This window comes from Streptomyces sp. Tek67B01, from assembly GCF_055231995.1.
Map to the genome: position 1 here is coordinate 3,843,410 of NZ_JBUYUY010000001.1, position 17,602 is coordinate 3,861,011.

17 protein-coding genes and 2 pseudogenes are annotated in these 17,602 nt (G+C 71.9%); 7 read left to right on the forward strand and 12 right to left on the reverse strand.

Going from position 1 to position 17,602, the window contains the following annotated elements:
• Window positions 1-123 precede the first annotated feature (123 nt).
• Complete coding sequence (locus ACV7NM_RS17335; protein WP_463413967.1) at window positions 124-933, forward strand: diacylglycerol kinase family protein; 810 nt, start codon at window positions 124-126, stop codon at window positions 931-933.
• Window positions 934-971: 38 nt separating this feature from the next.
• Here ACV7NM_RS17335 and ACV7NM_RS17340 read toward each other — a convergent pair whose 3' ends face one another.
• The 11 genes and pseudogenes from ACV7NM_RS17340 to ACV7NM_RS17390 form a co-directional block, all read right to left on the reverse strand.
• Window positions 972-2,174, reverse strand: coding sequence for a cytochrome P450 (locus ACV7NM_RS17340; RefSeq protein WP_463411120.1), 1,203 nt, complete (start codon window positions 2,172-2,174; stop codon window positions 972-974).
• A 122-nt stretch (window positions 2,175-2,296) separates the two neighbouring features.
• The gene (locus ACV7NM_RS17345) at window positions 2,297-2,956 is read right to left on the reverse strand and encodes a response regulator (RefSeq protein ID WP_463411121.1); all 660 of its coding nucleotides are present in this window, start codon (window positions 2,954-2,956) and stop codon (window positions 2,297-2,299) included.
• Window positions 2,953-4,329: a sensor histidine kinase gene (locus tag ACV7NM_RS17350; protein WP_463411122.1), complete on the reverse strand. Its 1,377-nt coding sequence runs from the start codon at window positions 4,327-4,329 to the stop codon at window positions 2,953-2,955. Before ACV7NM_RS17350 ends, ACV7NM_RS17345 begins: the two co-directional genes overlap by 4 nt.
• An 87-nt stretch (window positions 4,330-4,416) precedes the next feature.
• Window positions 4,417-5,087: pseudogene (locus tag ACV7NM_RS17355) on the reverse strand (response regulator).
• Window positions 5,084-6,400, reverse strand: a complete 1,317-nt coding sequence (locus ACV7NM_RS17360) for a sensor histidine kinase (RefSeq protein WP_463411123.1) — start codon at window positions 6,398-6,400, stop codon at window positions 5,084-5,086. The pseudogene ACV7NM_RS17355 and the gene ACV7NM_RS17360 overlap by 4 nt, the downstream one beginning before the upstream one ends.
• Before the next feature lie 64 nt (window positions 6,401-6,464).
• Window positions 6,465-7,670, reverse strand: coding sequence for an acyltransferase family protein (locus tag ACV7NM_RS17365; protein ID WP_463411124.1), 1,206 nt, complete (start codon window positions 7,668-7,670; stop codon window positions 6,465-6,467).
• Window positions 7,663-8,655, reverse strand: coding sequence for an alpha/beta hydrolase (locus ACV7NM_RS17370; RefSeq protein WP_463411125.1), 993 nt, complete (start codon window positions 8,653-8,655; stop codon window positions 7,663-7,665). The genes ACV7NM_RS17365 and ACV7NM_RS17370 overlap by 8 nt, the downstream gene beginning before the upstream one ends.
• A gap of 272 nt (window positions 8,656-8,927) precedes the next feature.
• Window positions 8,928-9,590 (reverse strand): LysE family translocator, encoded by a 663-nt coding sequence (locus ACV7NM_RS17375; protein WP_463411126.1) that lies wholly within the window; start codon window positions 9,588-9,590, stop codon window positions 8,928-8,930.
• An 83-nt stretch (window positions 9,591-9,673) separates the two neighbouring features.
• Complete coding sequence (locus ACV7NM_RS17380) at window positions 9,674-10,111, reverse strand: nuclear transport factor 2 family protein (protein ID WP_463411127.1); 438 nt, start codon at window positions 10,109-10,111, stop codon at window positions 9,674-9,676.
• Between the two features lie 199 nt (window positions 10,112-10,310).
• A pseudogene (locus ACV7NM_RS17385) lies at window positions 10,311-10,796 on the reverse strand (MarR family winged helix-turn-helix transcriptional regulator); the annotation flags it as partial.
• Complete coding sequence (locus ACV7NM_RS17390) at window positions 10,789-11,430, reverse strand: DJ-1/PfpI family protein (protein WP_463411128.1); 642 nt, start codon at window positions 11,428-11,430, stop codon at window positions 10,789-10,791. The gene ACV7NM_RS17390 and the pseudogene ACV7NM_RS17385, both read right to left, overlap by 8 nt.
• Before the next feature lie 227 nt (window positions 11,431-11,657).
• Between ACV7NM_RS17390 and ACV7NM_RS17395 the strand changes: the two genes are divergently transcribed.
• The 3 genes from ACV7NM_RS17395 (at window position 11,658) to ACV7NM_RS17405 (ending at window position 14,873) form a co-directional block, all read left to right on the forward strand.
• Complete coding sequence (locus tag ACV7NM_RS17395; RefSeq protein WP_463411129.1) at window positions 11,658-13,010, forward strand: aminotransferase class III-fold pyridoxal phosphate-dependent enzyme; 1,353 nt, start codon at window positions 11,658-11,660, stop codon at window positions 13,008-13,010.
• A 257-nt stretch (window positions 13,011-13,267) separates the two neighbouring features.
• Window positions 13,268-13,939 carry a GntR family transcriptional regulator gene (locus ACV7NM_RS17400; protein WP_463411130.1) on the forward strand — a complete coding sequence of 224 codons (672 nt, stop codon included), beginning with the start codon at window positions 13,268-13,270 and terminating at the stop codon, window positions 13,937-13,939.
• A 283-nt stretch (window positions 13,940-14,222) separates the two neighbouring features.
• Window positions 14,223-14,873 (forward strand): hypothetical protein, encoded by a 651-nt coding sequence (locus ACV7NM_RS17405; RefSeq protein WP_136217620.1) that lies wholly within the window; start codon window positions 14,223-14,225, stop codon window positions 14,871-14,873.
• 27 nt (window positions 14,874-14,900) lie between these two features.
• On the opposite strand, the gene ACV7NM_RS17410 is transcribed toward ACV7NM_RS17405, so the two are convergent.
• Window positions 14,901-15,611 (reverse strand): SLATT domain-containing protein, encoded by a 711-nt coding sequence (locus ACV7NM_RS17410; RefSeq protein WP_463413968.1) that lies wholly within the window; start codon window positions 15,609-15,611, stop codon window positions 14,901-14,903.
• 278 nt (window positions 15,612-15,889) lie between these two features.
• Between ACV7NM_RS17410 and ACV7NM_RS17415 the strand changes: the two genes are divergently transcribed.
• From ACV7NM_RS17415 to ACV7NM_RS17425, 3 genes are all read left to right on the forward strand, one after another.
• Window positions 15,890-16,231, forward strand: coding sequence for a YbaB/EbfC family nucleoid-associated protein (locus ACV7NM_RS17415; protein WP_136217621.1), 342 nt, complete (start codon window positions 15,890-15,892; stop codon window positions 16,229-16,231).
• A gap of 80 nt (window positions 16,232-16,311) precedes the next feature.
• Window positions 16,312-16,911: a recombination mediator RecR gene (gene recR / locus ACV7NM_RS17420; RefSeq protein ID WP_453351819.1), complete on the forward strand. Its 600-nt coding sequence runs from the start codon at window positions 16,312-16,314 to the stop codon at window positions 16,909-16,911.
• The gene (locus tag ACV7NM_RS17425) at window positions 16,904-17,551 is read left to right on the forward strand and encodes a DUF5063 domain-containing protein (protein WP_463411131.1); all 648 of its coding nucleotides are present in this window, start codon (window positions 16,904-16,906) and stop codon (window positions 17,549-17,551) included. Before recR ends, ACV7NM_RS17425 begins: the two co-directional genes overlap by 8 nt.
• Window positions 17,552-17,602 lie beyond the last annotated feature (51 nt).

Consider the following 17,602-nt stretch of genomic DNA (forward strand, 5'->3'; position numbering starts at 1 on the left):
CGCAGGCTGAGCCGTCGGACCGGTACCCCGGAATAGACGAAGGCCCTGGCGCAATAGCGCAAGGGCCTCTTGCACAAAGATGCTACCCGAGGAAGGACCGAGGTGTCGGCTCCAGAGCCCACCATGAGCCATGCGGGCGCGCCGGTAGGCGGCCTGCTCGTGCTCGTCGACCCGGTCGCCCGCCGTCTTGACGGCGAGTCCGTGCGGATCGCGAAAGATGTGTTGTGCGCCGGTGCGACGGCGAAAGTTTCTCTTCCCGACTCGCCGGAGGAGTTTGCGCGGGCGCTCGCCCGCAGGGGACATCGACGCCCGGTGATCGTGGGCGACGACGGGGCGCTGCTACGGGCGGTGACGCTCCTGCACCGTTCCCGTGACCTGGCGGGAGAACCCTTGTCGCTGATTCCGGTGGGGCCGGCGCACTCCCTCACGCTGGCGGGGTCGCTGGGCGTGCCGCTGTCGGCGGTGATGGCGGCGCGGGCCGCCCTGGACGGGGTGGTGCAGGCGCGTGACCTGCTGGTGGACGACAGTGACGGGGTGGTCCTGGGCGGCCTGCGGATTCCGCCGCCCGTGCGGAAGGGGGTCCCACCCGTACGGAGCTACCGCTCGTTGCTCCGGATGCTGCTCCCGAGCCCGCCGGGGGCGGGGGGCCCGGGGCCGGTGCACCGGCTGAGGGTGGAGGCGGACGGGGTGGTGCTCGCCGACGTGGACCACCCGGTGCAGGACGTCGCCGTGGTCACCCGGGAGCCGGGCGGCCGGGCGGAGGTGGTGGTCCGGCTGGTGGGGTGCGCGGCGGTGACCGAGCGGGCCGCGACGGTGACGGTGTCGGGTGCGGACTTCCGCTACCGCGCCGACCACGCGGCCGTGACGGGCCCGCTGCGCCGCCGCACCTGGACCTTGCGCCCGGGCGCCTGGTCCCTCACCGTGCCGCGCTGAACCCGGCCCGGCCGGGAGGCGTCGCGCGGACCGCCCTCTCAGAAGGTGACCAGCAGCTCCCGCAGCCCCCGGATGACGTACCCCTCCCGCCACTGCGGCTCCTCCACGAGCCGTGGCGGCGGGACGCCGGCGGCCAACAGGGCGCCGAAGGAGGCCTTGAGTTCGAGCCGGGCCAGCGGTGCGCCCAGGCAGTAGTGGATTCCCGCGCCGAAGGTCAGATGGGGGTTGTCGGCGCGTACGAGGTCCAGCGTGTCGGGATGCTCGAAGCGCGCGGGGTCCCGGTTGGCCGACCCGAAGAGCAGCGCGACCTCGGCGCCGCGCGGGATGACGGACTCCCCGATCCGGATCTCGTCCAGCACCCAGCGTTCGAACATTTGTAGGGGTGTGTCGTATCGCATGAGTTCATCCACAGCTGTGGATAACTTTTCGGGATGACGCCGGAGGTCGTCGAGCTGAGCGGGATTGCGGAACAGCGCCCACCAGCCGTTGACGGTGGTGTTGACCGTCGCCTCGTGGCCCGCGTTGAGCAGCAGCACGCAGGTGGAGATCATCTCCTGTTCGCTGAGCCGGCCCTCCTCGTCGTGGGCCGCGATCAGGCCCGAGATCAGGTCCGCCCCGGGGCGCTCCCGCCGCACTGCGATCAGCGCGCGCAGGTAGTCGCTGAACTCGACGCTCGCCCGGACGGCCCGCCGCGCCGTCTCCTCGTCCGGCCGGAGCTCGAACATCCCGCAGATGTCCGCCGACCAGGGCCGCAGCAGCGCCCGGTCGGACTCCGGGATGCCGAGCAGCTCCGCGATCACCGCGACCGGCAGCGGCTCCGCGACCGCCGTCAGCAGATCACCACCCCCGGCGGCCAGCAGACCGCCCGCCAGTTCCCCGGCCAACCGCTCGACGGCGGGGGCGAGACGCTCCACGGTGCGCGGGGTGAAGGCCTTCGCCACCAACCGGCGCACCCGCGCGTGCGCCGGGTCCTCCAAGTCCAGCAGCCCGTTGCCGTTGAGGACGTGGAAGGGCTCGTGCTCCGGCGGCGGGGCCTGCCGCCCGAACTCCTCGTGCGTGAAGCGGTGCAGGTACGTCCGTCCCAGCCGGCGGTCGCGCAGCAGCGCGCTCACATCGGCGTAGTGAGGCACCAGCCACTGGCCGGTCGCCTCCGACCAGACCGCCCTTCCCCGCTCGCGCAACTCCCGGTAGGCGGGGTAGGGGTCGGCTACGAACGCGGCGTCCCACGGATCAAAGCGCATCCCCGCAGCCTAGATCGACATCACGCCCCCGCACCCTTTTCACCACACCACGGCGATCCAAGCCGCCTGTCGTGTCCCGCATCCCGCCCCGGTTCCCGTATCCCCTGTCGCCTGATTCCCCCTCACCCCGGTGTCACCAGCCGGGTCTCGTAGGCGAACACCGCCGCCTGCGTGCGGTCCCGTAGGCCCAACTTGACCAATATCCGGCTCACATGGGTCTTGATGGTGGACTCCGCCACCACCAGCCGCTCCGCTATTTCCGCGTTGGCCAGCCCCTGGGCTATCAGGATCAGCACCTCCGTCTCCCGCTCCGTCAGCTGGGCGACCCCGGCCGGGTCGGCGAGCTTCGGTGCCTCCGCGAGCTTCGAGAACTCGGATATCAGCCGCTTGGTCACCGAGGGGGCCAGCAGTGCCTCGCCGCCCGCCACCACTCGCACCCCCTCGGCCAGCTGCCGCGCGGACGCGTCCTTCAACAGGAACCCCGACGCCCCGGCCCGCAGGGCCTGGTACACGTACTCGTCGAGGTCGAAGGTGGTCAGGACCAGCACCTTCGCACCCGTGTCGGCGGCCACGATCCGCCGCGTCGCCTCCAGCCCGTTCATCTCCGGCATCCGGATGTCCATCAGCACCACATCAGGCCGCAGGGCGCCGACCTTCGCGATGGCCTGGAGGCCGTCGACCGCTTCGCCGACCACCTCGATGCCTTCCATCGCGTTCAGCAGGACGGAGAAGCCCTCGCGGACCATCATCTGGTCGTCGACGATCAGCACCTTGATCGTCATACCGGCCGCTCCCGGGATGACGAGGGGAGCGCCGCGGAGGACGCCCCCGGCGCCGAGGGGGAGGAGGCCTCCGTAACGCGGGGCACCGGTATGAACACGGCCACCTCGTACCCGCCCGCCGCCGTCTCCCCGGCCGTCATCTCTCCCTCCAGCATGGCCACCCGCTCCCGCATCCCGGTGATCCCGTGTCCGGCGCCCGGCGACGGCAGTACCTTCTCCGTCGGCGGACCGTTGACCACCCGTATCCCCAAGCCACCGAGCACGTACGACACCTCCACCGCGGCCACCGCGCCCGGCGCGTGCCGCAGCGAGTTGCTCAGCGCCTCCTGGATGATGCGGTACGCCGACAACTCCACGCCCTGCGGCAGTTCCCGGACCGCTCCGGTGACCGTCTTGTCGACACTCAGCCCGGCCTCCCGCACATTGGCCAACAGCCCGTCCAACGAGGCCAGCGTCGGCTGCGGCGCGTCCGGCGCCTCGTAGTCCGCGGAACGCACGACCCCCAGCACCCGCCGCAGCTCCGTCAGCGCCGCCACCGCGTTCTCCCGAATGGTGACGAACGCCGCCTCCAGCTCGGCCGGCGGGTTCTTCACCCGGTACGGCGCGGCCTCCGCCTGGATCGCCACCACCGACATGTGGTGCGCGACCACGTCGTGCAGCTCGCGCGCGATCGTCGTCCGCTCCTCCAGCAGCGTGCGCCGGTCCCGCTCGACGGCCGTCACCTGCTGCTGAGCGGTGACCGCCCGCTCCGCCTGGCGGCGGGTGTTGCGGACGGTGACCGTCAGCAGGGTGAGGGCTGAGGCGAACGCCATGGGCGCCGCGTTGGCCGAGTCGTAGGTGCTCGTGAGCACCGGCATCGCCGTCCCGAACAGCACGGTGGTCAACCACAGCCAGCAGGCCGTCCGAGGTCGGCTCCGCATGGCCACGACGGTCACCACCGCGAGGTAGGCGATGAAACTCCCCGGAGACCACGGCCAGGTGAAGTCGCGGTCCTGGACGAGCGCGAGGACAGCCGTCGTACCCAAGGCGACCCAGAACGCCCCCACCGGCCGCACCAGCGTCATCACGACCGGCACCGCCGCTATCAAGCCCGTGAACAGGCGCAGGGCGTGCGGCACACCGTAGGAGTCGAAGCTGCTCGCCAGTAGGACGATCACCGCCACCAGTCCCACGAGCGCGTGCGGGAGGTAGCCGGCCTTCCCGCGTATTCCCGCCGGCAGCAGCCGCAGCAGCGGGCCATCGGTGCGCATCGGCGGCAGGGGCCGGTAGTCGAACGCCCCCTCGATCAGGTCTTGGCGCAGGATCTTCATGAGCCCTGACGCCATTGTCAGTTCCGGTGTCCGGGCTGTCCCCCCGGCGGTCGTCTCGGTCATGTACGAACCGTAGGTCCGCGTCCACGTCATCCGCGTCGCCGCTGATGGGGATATCCGGATCTCCCCCTCAAGTACTACGGCGGTGCGTCAGTAGCCCGAGGGACGGACCAGGCCCGTCTCGTACGCGAACACCGCGGCCTGTGTCCGGTCGCGAAGGCCCAGCTTCACGAGGATGCGGCTCACATGCGTTTTGACGGTCTGCTCGGCCACGACCAGGTGCTGTGCGATCTCCGCGTTGGACAGGCCTTGCGCGATCAGGGACAGCACCTCCGTCTCCCGTTCCGTCAGCTCGTCGATCCGGGCCCGCGACGGCGCGCGGGGCGCCCCCAACCGGGAGAACTCGGTGATCAGCCGCTTGTGATGTTCGGGGACAGCAGCGCCTCACCGGCCGCCACCACACGCACCGCCTCCGCGAGCTGGTCCGCGGAGGCGTCCTTGAGCAGGAACCCGGAGGCGCCGGCGCGAAGGGCCTCGTAGACGTACTCGTCCAGGTCGAAGGTGGTCAGGACCAGCACCTTCACGGCGGTCGCGGGGTCGGCTGTGATGACGGACGTGGCCTCGATGCCGCCCATGCCGGGCATGCGGATGTCCATCAGCACCACGTCAGGACGGAGCTCGGCGACCTTCGTCACCGCCTCGGAGCCGTCCACGGCCTGGCCGACGACCTCGATGTCGGGCTGGGCGTTCAACAGCACGGTGAACCCCTGCCGGACCATCATCTGGTCGTCGGCGATCATCACCTTGATCGGGGCGGTCATGAGGCCTTCTCCGTCTCGTCGGTCCCGGACGCGGCGCCCCCGGGAAGATCCATGGGCAGTACGGCGCTCACTTCGTACCCGCCTCCGGGGCGCGGGCCGGCGGCCAGTTCACCGCCCAGCATGCCCGCCCGTTCGCGCATCCCCAGCAGCCCGTGCCCGGCCCCGGGGGACGGTGTGGCCGCCCGGGTCGGAGCGCTGTTGGCGACGCACAGGTGCAGCTCACGCGGACCGTAGGCGATCCCCACCTCCACGCGGGAGCCCGGTGCGTGACGAAGGCAGTTGCTCAACGCCTCCTGCACGATCCGGTACGCGGTGAGTTCGGCACCGGGGGTCAACGGCCGCCGGACGCCCGCTATCTCCGTGGTGACCTCCAGCCCGGCCGCGCGCACGTTGTCCACGAGAGCATCGAGTTCCGCGAGGGTGGGCTGCGGATGGTGCGGGTTCGCCGGGTCGTCGGGCTCGGAGCGCAGCACACCGAGCACGCGGCGCAGCTCGGTGAGGGCTTCCAGCGCGTTCTGGCGGATGCCCGCCAGATTCTCCTTGAGTTCCTCCGACGGGTTCTCCACCAGGTGGGGGGCGACCTGAGCCTGGATGGAGATCACCGACATGTGGTGGGCGACGACGTCGTGCAACTCGCGGGCGATACGGCTGCGTTCCTCCAGCAGGGTCCGCCGAGCCCGCTCCTCCTCGGTCATCGTCTCCTGCGCTACGAGCTGGCCACGGGCAAGGCGCATCGCCCGCAGCGCATAACCGAGGAGCCCGGCGAAGCCGAAGACGAGGAGGGCTACGAGGAGGCTGCTCCGGCTCTTGTCCGGCTTGAAGACCCCCTCGACCAAAGCGCCGGCGGCGACGGAGACGCTGATGACCGCGACGGTCACCCGAGGCGGTACGCGCAGGGCCACCAGCAGGATCAACGGGGCGAAGGAGAACGGTCCGATGGCCGTCCACGGCCACGCCTGTCCCTGTCCGACATGGTCGCGGATCACCCAGGCGATGAAGCCGGCGTTCAGCAGGCCCAGCCACCAGGCGCCGACCGGACGGAACATCGCGATCACCAGTGACAAGCCGGTGAAGAGCGACAGCAGGACGATGCTTGGATCATGGACGTCGTAGTGGTCCTGGAGCTGGCTCGAGGTGAGGGAGCCGAAGAACACCGCCGCATAGACGACGAGGACATGGGGCAGCCGGGCCAGCCAGCGGGGCCGCGCCATCGGCGGGAGCGGGTCCTTCTTCAAGGTGAACAACTCCCGTGCCAGGCCGCCCGGGACGGGACCGTCCGGGACGGGACCGCCCGAGACAGGGCCGCCTGGCACGCGGCCGGCCGTCAAGGGGGCTGCCGGGTAAGGGTCATCGCTCTGCGCATTCACAACGGTCAGCCTAGGCATGGCCGACTTCTGTCAGCGGAGCACCTCGGCGGTCGCGGGCAACCGATCGCGGCCCGGCAGCGGGGCCGCTGCGCAGGGTGGCGCCGCCCCGCTCGTACCCGTGGAATGCGATCCAACAGACGCCCAGCGCGGCGGCGAACAGTGGCAGCCACAGCAGCCGACTCACTATCCACTCCGGAGAGCCGGGCACGGTGTGCAGGCCAGGCAGGTCCGCAGACACGAGGAGCCCGAGGGCGGTGACGGCCATCATCGCCGTCTGGTGCCAGAGGAAGACCGTCATCGCGGACAGGTTCAGCAGCGCCACCTTCGCCCACGCCCGGGGCCGTCGCATGGCCCAGGCGAGCGGTTCACGGACCAGCAGGGCCAGCCCGCATTGGGCCAGGCCGAAGCACGCGACCGCAAGGGTGGGCGGGTTCAGGTTGGAGATCGCGGCGCCCGGGACTCCCACCATCGACGCGGGATACCCGCCCCACGGGACCAGCGCGGCGGTGGCGACGGCGCCGCCCACGAGCAGGGCCGCCGCCGGTGCGCGGCGGGAGAACGCCCCTCGGGACCATGCGGCGCCCAGGGTGAAGGGGACGAGCCAGCCGGCGGCGACATTGACCCAGCCGATCCGATCGGGGCCCTCGAAGCCGAACCGCCAGACATCCACACCCGCGACGACGGCCAAGGGCCACACCGGGTGGAGCCGCGCGACCAACGGCGTCGCGGCGGTGAGCGCGGCGAACACCAGCAGGAACCACAGCGGGGACAGGACAAGATTGAGCAGCGTGTGGAGGGTGTCCGGTGCCACCCCGCCGAGCAGCATCCCGGCGGAGGCCACGCCCCACAGCGTGAGCACCGCGGCCACCGGCCGGAACAGCCGCCCCAGCCGCTGTCCGACCCAGGTGCGGTACGGAACTCCGCGGGCCCGGGCCGACGCGTACCCCCGGGCCGCGACATGACCGCCGACCAGGAAGAACACGGCCAGCGTCTGGAACACCCAGGAGACCGGGGCCAGCCAGGGCATGCGGGCCAGCGGGCTCGTGGTGCTCAGGCCGCCATCGGTCGCGGTCAGCGCGGTGACGAGCCAGTGGCCCAGCACCACACCGAGGATGGCCAGGGAGCGCAGCGCGTCCACGGAACGGTCTCGGGAAACGGGTGTCCCGGCATGTATGCGGTCCGCGAGCCGGGACCAACGGGCGTGGGCCTTACGCATGGGAAGCCTCCGGCGCGCCGACGGGACCGGTGGTGGGTCCGGTGGTGGGTCCGGTGGTGGGGGCCGGCCCGAGGACGATGCGGGCCAGGCTGTCGAGGGATGCGGTGCCGGGCTTGAGGTAGTCGCTGTGGCCGGCGTTCCCGGCGGCGAAGGTCCATGCGCCGAAGGCCGGGTCGACGGGATCGGTGCCGAACCCGATACCACCGAGCCGTACATGGGGGACATGGCCGATCCAGTCGCGGCTGCCCCGACCGCTCCACACCCGCGCCCGGGTGGGCAACCCGACGATCGAGTCGGCCCCGGTACCCGGACTGCCGTACAGCACCAGGTCGGTGACCTTGGGACCGGTAGGCGTCCGGGCGCAGACCACGGAACCGTAGGAGTGGCACAGCAGCGAGAGCCGGGTCTCGGGGCGGGTGAGGACTTCGACCTCGGACAGGAAGCGAGCCAGTTCGGCCGCGGCCCCGTCGGCGCGGTCGGTCGTCAGCACCGTGGTGCTGACCGTGCCGGGGGTGTCGTACCCGAGCCAGGCGACCACGGCGGAGTTCGGGTGCTCGGCCTGGAGGCGCTGCTCAAGGGCGACCGCCCCGGCACGGAATCTCGGGTAGGTGTCCAGCGTGGTGTCGGACCCGGGCACCAGGACGGTGACCCGATCGGCGTTCCCCAAATCACCGAGCACCTCGACTGCCCGGCCTTTGCCGCGACCGTCGAAGGCGAGGAACCGCCCCCCGCCCGAATCCGCCGCCATCGCCCGCAACTTCGCGGCCCGACCGGTACGCCCCACATCCCGCGCCATCCGGGCCGCCTCGGCGATGTTGTCGAGGTTCGCGGTGTACCGGTTGTGCGGGGAGGCCGTGGCGGGGAAAGCGGCGGGCTTCGGCGCCGGTACGTCGGGGGAGGCCGCGGCGGAGACGGGGAACACCACGGCCGCCGCGATGAGGGCGGCCGGCAGAGCGCGGCGCAGGCGGCTGACCATGGTGTTCATGAGGGTGTCCTTCGGGTCCGGAGAGCCTGCCGCTCTTCTCTGGTACCGAAGTTAGGAACCATCCCCACTCGTCGGCGTCCCGCTGTGGAGCGGCCTTCGCAGGTAGCTCTCAGGTATGAGGTGGGCTACGGCTACGGCTACGGTTACGGCTACGGCTACGGCTACGGCTACGGGCACGGACACGGACACGGGCACGGGCGCCGACCCAGAAGTGGACGTGGATGCGGAGGCAGGCGTGGCCTGGGGACAGGGCAGGCAGGCCGGCCGGCCGGTTACGAGGCCGCCGTCGCCACCCGGACGCCGAAGGCGATCAGGACGGTGCCCGTCACCCGGTCCAGAGTCCGGCGGACGCTCGGGCGCGCGAAGAAGTGCCGGGCGCGGGAGAGCACGTAGACGTACGTGCCCAACCAGAGCAGGGTCAGTAGGACGTGGACCCCTACGAGCAGCGCCATGCCCGCCGCGGGGCGCAGACCGGCGGGGGAGAGCGTGGGCAGCAGACCCGTGTAGAAGACGGCGATCTTCGGGTTGAGCGCGTTGCTGACCAGGCCGGTGCGCCAAGCGCTCCCCCCTCGCCCGTCCGGCCGCCCGCCGTCCGGCCGCCCGCCGCCCGGTACCGCCTCCTTGCCCGGCGCACCCGGCACCACCGGCCCGCCACCCGCGTGACGCAGCGACTGCACGCCGAGGAAGCAGAGGTATCCCGCACCCGCGAGCTTGACCACGAGGTACACCTCGGCGGAGGCGGCGAGCAACGCCGCGAGCCCCGCGACCGTGAGGGCGCCCCAGAGGAGCAGCCCGACGGCGATCCCGCCGACCGTGCGCAGCCCGTCGGCACGGCCGCGCGACACGGCCCGCTTCGTCACGATCGCCATGTCCGGCCCGGGGACGAGGGTCAGCAGGGCCAGGACACCGGTGGCGGTGAGCAGTTGGGTGTACACGCGGCACAGTCTGGCACTCCCGCCTCGACCGCGACTGGGCCCCTGGCCGCGCCCGTGACCGGGCCCGCAGCCATGCCCGCGACTCAGTCCGCGACCAACGGCTCGACGTATCCGGCCCGCCAGCGCGGCGCCGGGTCCTGGCCCGGGCTGGTCCAGTACTCCCGGGCTCCGACGACCTCACCGTTGCGCACCGTCCACAGCGAGACGGCCCGGTAGACCACGTGCTCCTGAGGTATCTCCACCTCGGTGACGACGAGGTCCCCGTCGGCGAGGAGTCGCAGGACCTCCACGGACGCCCCGTGCGCGTCCTCGCCCGCGTCCCCGCCCCCGGCTCCGACCCCAACCCCGTCCGCGTCGTCGTCCTCGGCGAGCACGGCGATGAAGTTGGCCCGGCCCACGATGCGCTCACCGCTGACCGGCCACTCGATCACGGCGTCCTCGGCGACCAGCTTGGCGACGCCGTCCCAGTCGCGCGCCTCGATCCGCTCCCACAGTCGTGCCACTACGTTCAACGGCTCCATGTGCGGCAGTCTGCGACGGGCTCACGGCACGCAACAAGCTTTGCTTGCAGGCTTATTGACTTCGACACAATCGGCGCGGCGCGGCCTACCGCCCGGTGTCCCGCGCGCCGACCCCGTCGACTGCGTCGGACGGACCGAGCGCGTCCGCCGGATCGAGCGCGTCGGGCGGACCGAGCGCGTCGGGCGGACCGAATACATCGAGCGGATCGAGCGCGTCCAGTGCGGCGGACAGCCGTTCCAAGGTACGCACCGTTTCCGCGAAGGCCTCCTCGCCGAGTTCCTCCGCCAGCCGGCCGGCCAGCGCCGCGTGCCCGGGGGCGATACGGGCGATCGCCGCGCGCCCTTCCTCCGTGGGCCGCAGGAGCTTCGCGCGCCGGTGCGCGGGATTCGGTACGTACTCGGCGAGACCGTTCGCGGCCAGCAGGTCGGCTACGCGTTGGACGCTCTGGCGGGTGATGCCCATGACGCGGGCGATGCCGGCGACCGGCAGGGGTTCGCGCAGCACCGCCCCGAGCACCTGCCAGCGCGCCGCCGTCAGACCGGCCGGGCGCGCCAGTTCCTCGGAGACGGCCAGGAACCGGCCGTTCAACCGGAAGACACCGAGGGCGGTGCGGCTCAGCAGGTCCTGGCGTGCCCGTACGGAGGGCTCCGGGGCCGACGCGGGCACGGGCCCCGGCTCAGGCATCGCCGGATACCGCGGCGGCCATCAGGACCGGGAACGCACTTGCGTCCGAGTCGTGGAAGAGCCGGTACCAGGCGTCCAGGACCTCCGGCTCGTACACCTCCAGCCGGGCGAAGACCTCGCGGGCGAAAGCCACCGGTTCGGTCGGTCCCGCCGTGATCAGGTCGCCGTCCGTGACCGCGTCGGCCTCGACGTAGTGCGGGCCACCCGCGTAGCCGGGCTGCGCCGCGAGGTAGGCGGCGGCCCCGCTCGTGTGCCGGCGCCCGTCCAACAGGCCCTCCCGGGCGAGGCCGGCCGTCGCGCCGCAGATCGCCGCGACGGGTACCCCCGCCGCGAGGAACTCCCGCGCCTTGGCCGCGAACGGCGCCAGGGCGTCCCCCGCGTCCCACAGGCCGGCGCCCGTCAGGAGCAGCAGGGAGGAGTCCTCGGGGCGGAGGTCGGCCAGGGCCAGGTCGGGCAGGACGCGGACGCCGCCCATGGTGGTGACGGGCTCGTCGGCGGCGAAGCCGACCGTACGGACCCGGTGGCCGCGCCGGGTGAGGTGCGCCGTGGTGTGCCCGGCCTCCCAGTCCGCGTACGTGTCGTACACCGCGAGGTGGACCGGCTTGCGGGATGTCCCGCGCGAGGTGTCGTCCATCGTGCTCGCCTCCTTGTGAGGACGGGCCGACCCTCGGCGGGGGGCCGGACCCCAAGGCCTTGAAAATGACCTGCTCGTCTTATGACAACATGTTGTCATCTTGGCAGGATGCTGTCCATCGACCGGGCGCCCGCCAAACGTCCACAGACAGACTGCCGAGGGTGGGCCGCCACCCCCATACAGTCCGCCGATGTCCCGCCCTACCCGCGCACTCCTAGCGTGACCGCATGACCCCTCATGTCACCGGCGCGGCAGTGAAGGCCGCCGATCGCGCCCACGTCTTCCACTCCTGGTCCGCCCAGGCCCTGATCGACCCCCTGGCCGTCGCCGGCGCCGAGGGGTCGTACTTCTGGGACTACGACGGGAACCGCTTCCTCGACTTCGCCTCCCAGCTGGTCAACACCAACATCGGACACCAGCACCCCAAGGTCGTCGCCGCGATCCAGGAGCAGGCCGCCCGGCTCTGCACGCTGGCCCCGGGCTTCGCCGTGGACGTCCGCTCCGAGGCCGCACGCCTCATCGCCGAGCGCACGCCCGGTGACCTCGACAAGATCTTCTTCACCAACGGCGGCGCCGAGGCCGTCGAGAACGCCGTCCGGATGGCCCGGCTGCACACCGGCCGACAGAAGGTGCTCTCCACTTACCGCTCGTACCACGGGGCCACCGCCGCCGCGATCAACCTCACCGGTGACCCGCGCCGCTGGCCCTCCGACACGGCCGCCGCCGGCGTCGTGCACTTCTGGGGGCCCTACCTCTACCGCTCGCCCTTCCACGCGACGACGGAGGCCGAGGAGTGCGAGCGCGCCCTCGCCCACCTCGCCGACACCATCGCCTTCGAGGGACCGCAGACCATCGCGGCGATCATTCTGGAGACCGTGCCCGGCACGGCCGGGATCATGACACCGCCGCCCGGCTACCTCGCGGGCGTCCGCGAGCTCTGCGACCGTTACGGCATCGTCTTCGTCCTGGACGAGGTCATGTCCGGCTTCGGCCGCACCGGCACGTGGTTCGCGGCCGAGCACTGGGGTGTGACCCCGGACCTGATCACCTTCGCCAAGGGCGTCAACAGCGGCTACGTGCCGCTCGGCGGCGTGGCCATCTCCGGCGCGATCGCCGAGACCTTCGCCACCCGCCCCTACCCGGGCGGACTGACGTACTCCGGCCACCCCCTGGCCTGCGCGGCGGCCGTCGCGACGATCAACGCGATGGAGGAGGAGGGCGTCGTGGAGAACGCCGCCCGCATCGGGGAGGACGTGCTCGGCCCGGGGCTCGCAGCGATCGCGGAGCGGCACCCGTCGGTCGGCGAGGTCCGGGGGCTCGGTGCCTTCTGGGCCGTCGAACTCGTACGGGACAAGGAGACCCGCGAGCCGCTCGTCCCGTACAACGCGGCCGGCGCCGACAACGGGCCGATGGCCGAGTTCGCGGCCGCCTGCAAGGCCTCCGGCCTGTGGCCGTTCGTCAACATGAACCGCACCCACGTCGTCCCGCCCTGCACCGTCACGGAGACGGAGGCCAAGGAGGGTCTGGCCCTGCTGGACGCGGCGCTGGAGGTCGCCGACCGCCACACGACGGCCGGCTGACGGGCCGACCCGGCGGGCCGCACGGCCCCCCGGCGCGCAACGGCCGGCTGCCGGGCCGACCGCCGCGCGCCGACCGCCGTGTGCCCACCGCCGCGCGCCGATCGCCGCAGGCCCGGCCAACGAACCGCGTCGGCGTCACGCGTGACATAGCGCCCGAATATCGGGTGCTATGTCTGCTTAATGCCTGCCTGGCGATCGGTTTCGGCCGAATCGGCCGGCCTAAGGTGTCCGAAGTCCTACGGAGGAGACGGACCCCTATGCCAGGCAGCGGAGCTGTCACCCGCAACACACTTCGCCAGCAGATAGCGGACGCGCTGCGCGACGAGGTGCTCGCGGCGCGCCTGGCTCCCGACACCGAGTTCACGGTCAAGCAGATCGCCGAGCAGTACGAGGTCTCCGCCACCCCCGTACGCGAGGCGCTGGTCGACCTCTCGGCCCAAGGCCTGCTGGAGTCCGTGCAGCACCGCGGGTTCCGGGTGCGCACCTACAGCGTCGAGGACTACCGAGGCATGATCGAGGCCCGCGTCCTGGTCATCGAAGGGATCTTCCGCCGGCTCGTCGAACGCGGCACCGCCGTAGGCTCCGCCGAGCTGCTGGTCTCCGTACGGCGTCGGGCCGAGGAGGCGCGACGGGCCGCGCAGAGCGGTTCCCTCGAAGTCCTGATCGGCTACGACCTGCGCTTTTGGCGGGAGCTGAGCGGGCTGGTCGGCAACGCGTACATCACCGAGTTCCTGCACCGCATCCGCGTCCAGTGCTGGGTCTTCTCCGTGCCCCACCTGCGGAAGGCGACGGCGGCGGAGATGCGGCGGGTCCTGTGGGACGGCCACGGCGAACTGGTGGACGCCGTGACGCGGGCCGACGCCGGGGAGGTGCGCCGCATCGTGCACGCGTACAACCAGCACGGCCTGGACTGGGCCGCCGGGCTGTAGCCGCCGGCCGCCCCACCACGCGAGCCGCCCCCACCGTCCCACCGAGGCCCCCACCGCCCGAGCCGCCCCCACCGTCCCACCGAGGCCCCCACCGCCCGAGCCGCCCCCACCGTCCCACCGAGGCCCCCACCGCCCGAGCCGCCCGCTCCCACCACACCCACCGACACCGACGGCCGCCCCACCGACTCCGCCCCCCACAGTCCGGTGGCCGCCGACCCCTTCGCGGAGCGTGTTCGGCGCACTACGCTGGCCCGATCGGCGGCAACGACTGATCGGAGCCCGCGTGGCCTGTGACCTGTGGCTGGTCCCCCTTGTCGACGTGCTGTGCCACAGCCCCGACAACCCCTTCGCGGAAGAGATCGCCTCGTACGACAAGGCGCTGGGCGAGGCGGGTCTGCCGTCCGTCCCGGTGTTCGCCTACATGCCGGGCCTGAGCGGCGACGTCGCTCCGGTGGCCGGTTTCGACTACGACGCCCTGCACTTCCTGCGCCGGGCGTACCTGCTCCAGATCTGCGGGCTGCCGGTGACCCCGGTGGACGAGCTGGGCGGTGACTACGAGCAACTGCTGGAGATGTTCGAGCCCACGGCCCAGCAGTCCCACCTCGTCTGGCACTACGACCACGCGGGCGCGTACGTCCCGGTGGACTTCGCCGCTCCGCTGGCCAACGAGGAACTGCTGGCCGGCGGCGGACCGCTGGGCTCCGCGCAGGGCCTGCTGCGGGAGCTGGCCTTCGTGGCGCCCGCGATCGGGATAGATCCCGGCAATCCACCGGCCGCGCCCGCGCCGCCGGGCCGTCCGACCTCGCTGGAGGAGCCCGCGGGGCCGATCCCGTACGACGACAGCCCCTTCGCGCGGGAGCGGCACGTGTGGCTCGGACTGCACGCGGCGGCGACCCGGAGCCTCGGTCAGGGCTCGATGATCATCTTCAGCTGAGCGCGCCGGTCGGGCCCCGGTCCGGCCTCACCGGGGCTGTTCCGGGGGCCGCTGGCGCGGCATGTTCGGACGGGTACCCGGGGGGAGGGCGAAACGGGTCGGGGGGACGCCCGGCTCGGGCCGGGCCCCCGCGGCGCCCAGCGACTGCATGACCAGCGGCGCCGGTCCGGCACGGAATTCGACCATCCAGTCGGCGGTCTCGGACCGCACCAGCTCCGTGACGTCCTCCGAGAACCGTCGTAGGACGGTCAGGCAGCGTTCCGCCGCCTCGCTCGCCGTGCCCTCGGTCGGTCCGAGCACCTCCCGTACGTTCTCCGAGGCCCAGTCGAACTGGAGGGTCTGGAGCCGGCGCTGCACGGCCTGCGCCGTGGCCACGTCCCGCATCCATCCGGAGGTCAGCCCGAAGAAACGGTCGCAGGCCAGGCAGGCCGCACCGAGCAGCAGGCACAGGTAACCGTACGAGGACGCCCCGGGTGCGGAGCCCGTCAACTCCAGCAGTGGCATCGAGGCACCCGCGACGGCGCCCACGGCCGCGCCCACCCGCAGGGTGCGTGCGCCGCGCCGCTTCAGCGCCCGGTCGGCCAGGTACCACTCGGCGGTGCGCAGGGCGTCGGCCTCGACCCGCCGGTAGAGCTCGTCGAGCCGCTCGGCGGGCTCGCCCCAGTCCCCGAGAGGAAACGGCCGGCCGGTCAGGTCGCCGTCCTCTGCGGGATCCCGGGGTGGCCCCTCGGGCTGCATCTCCGGCTGACTCACCGGCACTCCCTCTGCCTGCGCTGACGTGTGGTGGTGCGCGTGTGCGCAATGGTGCGCATGCACTTCCTACCTTCGAATGACGCGCGATGGGCAACGAATCCCGCGATTTCCGCTCACAAGGAGGGCTCCAGCAGGTGCGCGCACCCCGGCTCTCTCACTCGAAAGAGTTGGTCCTCACGGCGTAGGGCGCCGCGCGCGGGGAGCACGTAGGCTCGGATTGACCGAGCGTTGAGAAGTATCCGTAGTGATGGAGTGAGTGCCCTGTGATTCCCGGTGGTGGCCAGCCCGACATGCAGAAGCTGCTCCAGCAGGCCCAGAAGATGCAGCAGGATCTCGCCGTGGCCCAGGAGGCATTGGCGCAGGCCGAGGTGGAGGGCCAGGCCGGCGGCGGTCTGGTGAAGGCGACGGTCACCGGCTCCGGTGAGCTGCGCGCCCTCGTCATCGACCCGAAGGCGGTGGACCCCGAGGACACCGAGACCCTGGCGGACCTGGTGGTCGCGGCGGTCCAAGCGGCCAACGAGAACGCCCAGGCGCTCCAGCAGGAGAAGCTGGGCCCCTTGGCCCAGGGCTTCGGCGGCGGCGGCATCCCCGGCCTGCCGTTCTGACCGTTCCGGCGGCGGTGGGATCCGCCGTGTGAACGTCCGTAGAAGTCCGTGAGACGCAGACATCGAAAGAAGGCAGTCCGTTGTACGAAGGCGTGGTCCAGGACCTGATCGACGAACTGGGCAGGTTGCCCGGCGTCGGGCCCAAGAGCGCGCAGCGGATCGCCTTCCACATCCTGCAGGCCGAGCCCACCGACGTCCGTCGCCTCGCGCACGCGCTGCTTGAGGTGAAGGACAAGGTCCGGTTCTGCGCGGTGTGCGGGAACGTGGCGCAGGAGGAGCGGTGCGCGATCTGCCGCGATCCGCGCCGCGACCCTACGGTGATCTGCGTCGTGGAGGAGCCCAAGGACGTGGTCGCCATCGAGCGGACGCGCGAGTTCCGGGGGAAGTACCACGTCCTCGGCGGTGCGATCAGCCCGATCGAGGGCGTCGGCCCGGACGATCTGCGCATCCGCGAGCTGCTGGCGCGCCTCGCCGACGGCACGGTCACCGAGCTGATCCTCGCCACCGACCCGAACCTGGAGGGCGAGGCGACCGCCACCTACCTCGCCCGCATGATCAAGCCCATGGGCCTGAAGGTCACCCGCCTGGCCAGCGGCCTCCCCGTCGGGGGAGATCTGGAGTACGCGGACGAGGTCACGCTCGGGCGGGCCTTTGAAGGAAGGCGACTTCTCGATGTCTGACGCAACGCTGCACGCCTTGGGCCAGGATCCGGACGACTTCGCCGTCCAGATCGCGGACCAGATCGACTCCTTCATCGTCGCGGTCACCGAGGTGGCCAAGGGCGAGGACCCGGACAGCGCGGTGCCCTTCCTCTTGCTGGAGGTCTCGCAGCTGCTGCTGGCGGGCGGCCGGCTGGGCGCGTACCAGGACGTCCTGCCGGACGAGCGGTACGAGCCCGACCTGGGCCCGGAGCCGGACGTGGACGACCTGCGCGAGCGGTTCGCGTACATGCTCGACCCGGTCGACGTGTACTCGGAGGTCTTCGACCCCTACGAGCCGCGCAAGGCGCCCGTCGCGCACAGGATCTCCGACGACCTCGCCGATGTCGTCGCCGACCTGCGGCACGGGCTCGCGCACTACCGCGCGGGCCGGACCACCGAGGCGCTGTGGTGGTGGCAGTTCTCCTACTTCTCCAACTGGGGATCGACGGCCTCGGCCACTCTGCGCGCACTCCAGTCGCTGGTGGCCCACGTCCGCCTCGACCAGCCGTTGGACGCCCTCGACGGCCTGGACACGGACGAGGACCTCGCCGAGGACGACCTCGCCGAGCAGGCGGGCGAGGTCATGGCGCAGGAACTGGGCGGCATCGGACGCGCTTAGACCGTCGCCCCGGACGCGCTTGGACCGTCGCCCCGGACGCGCTTGGACCGT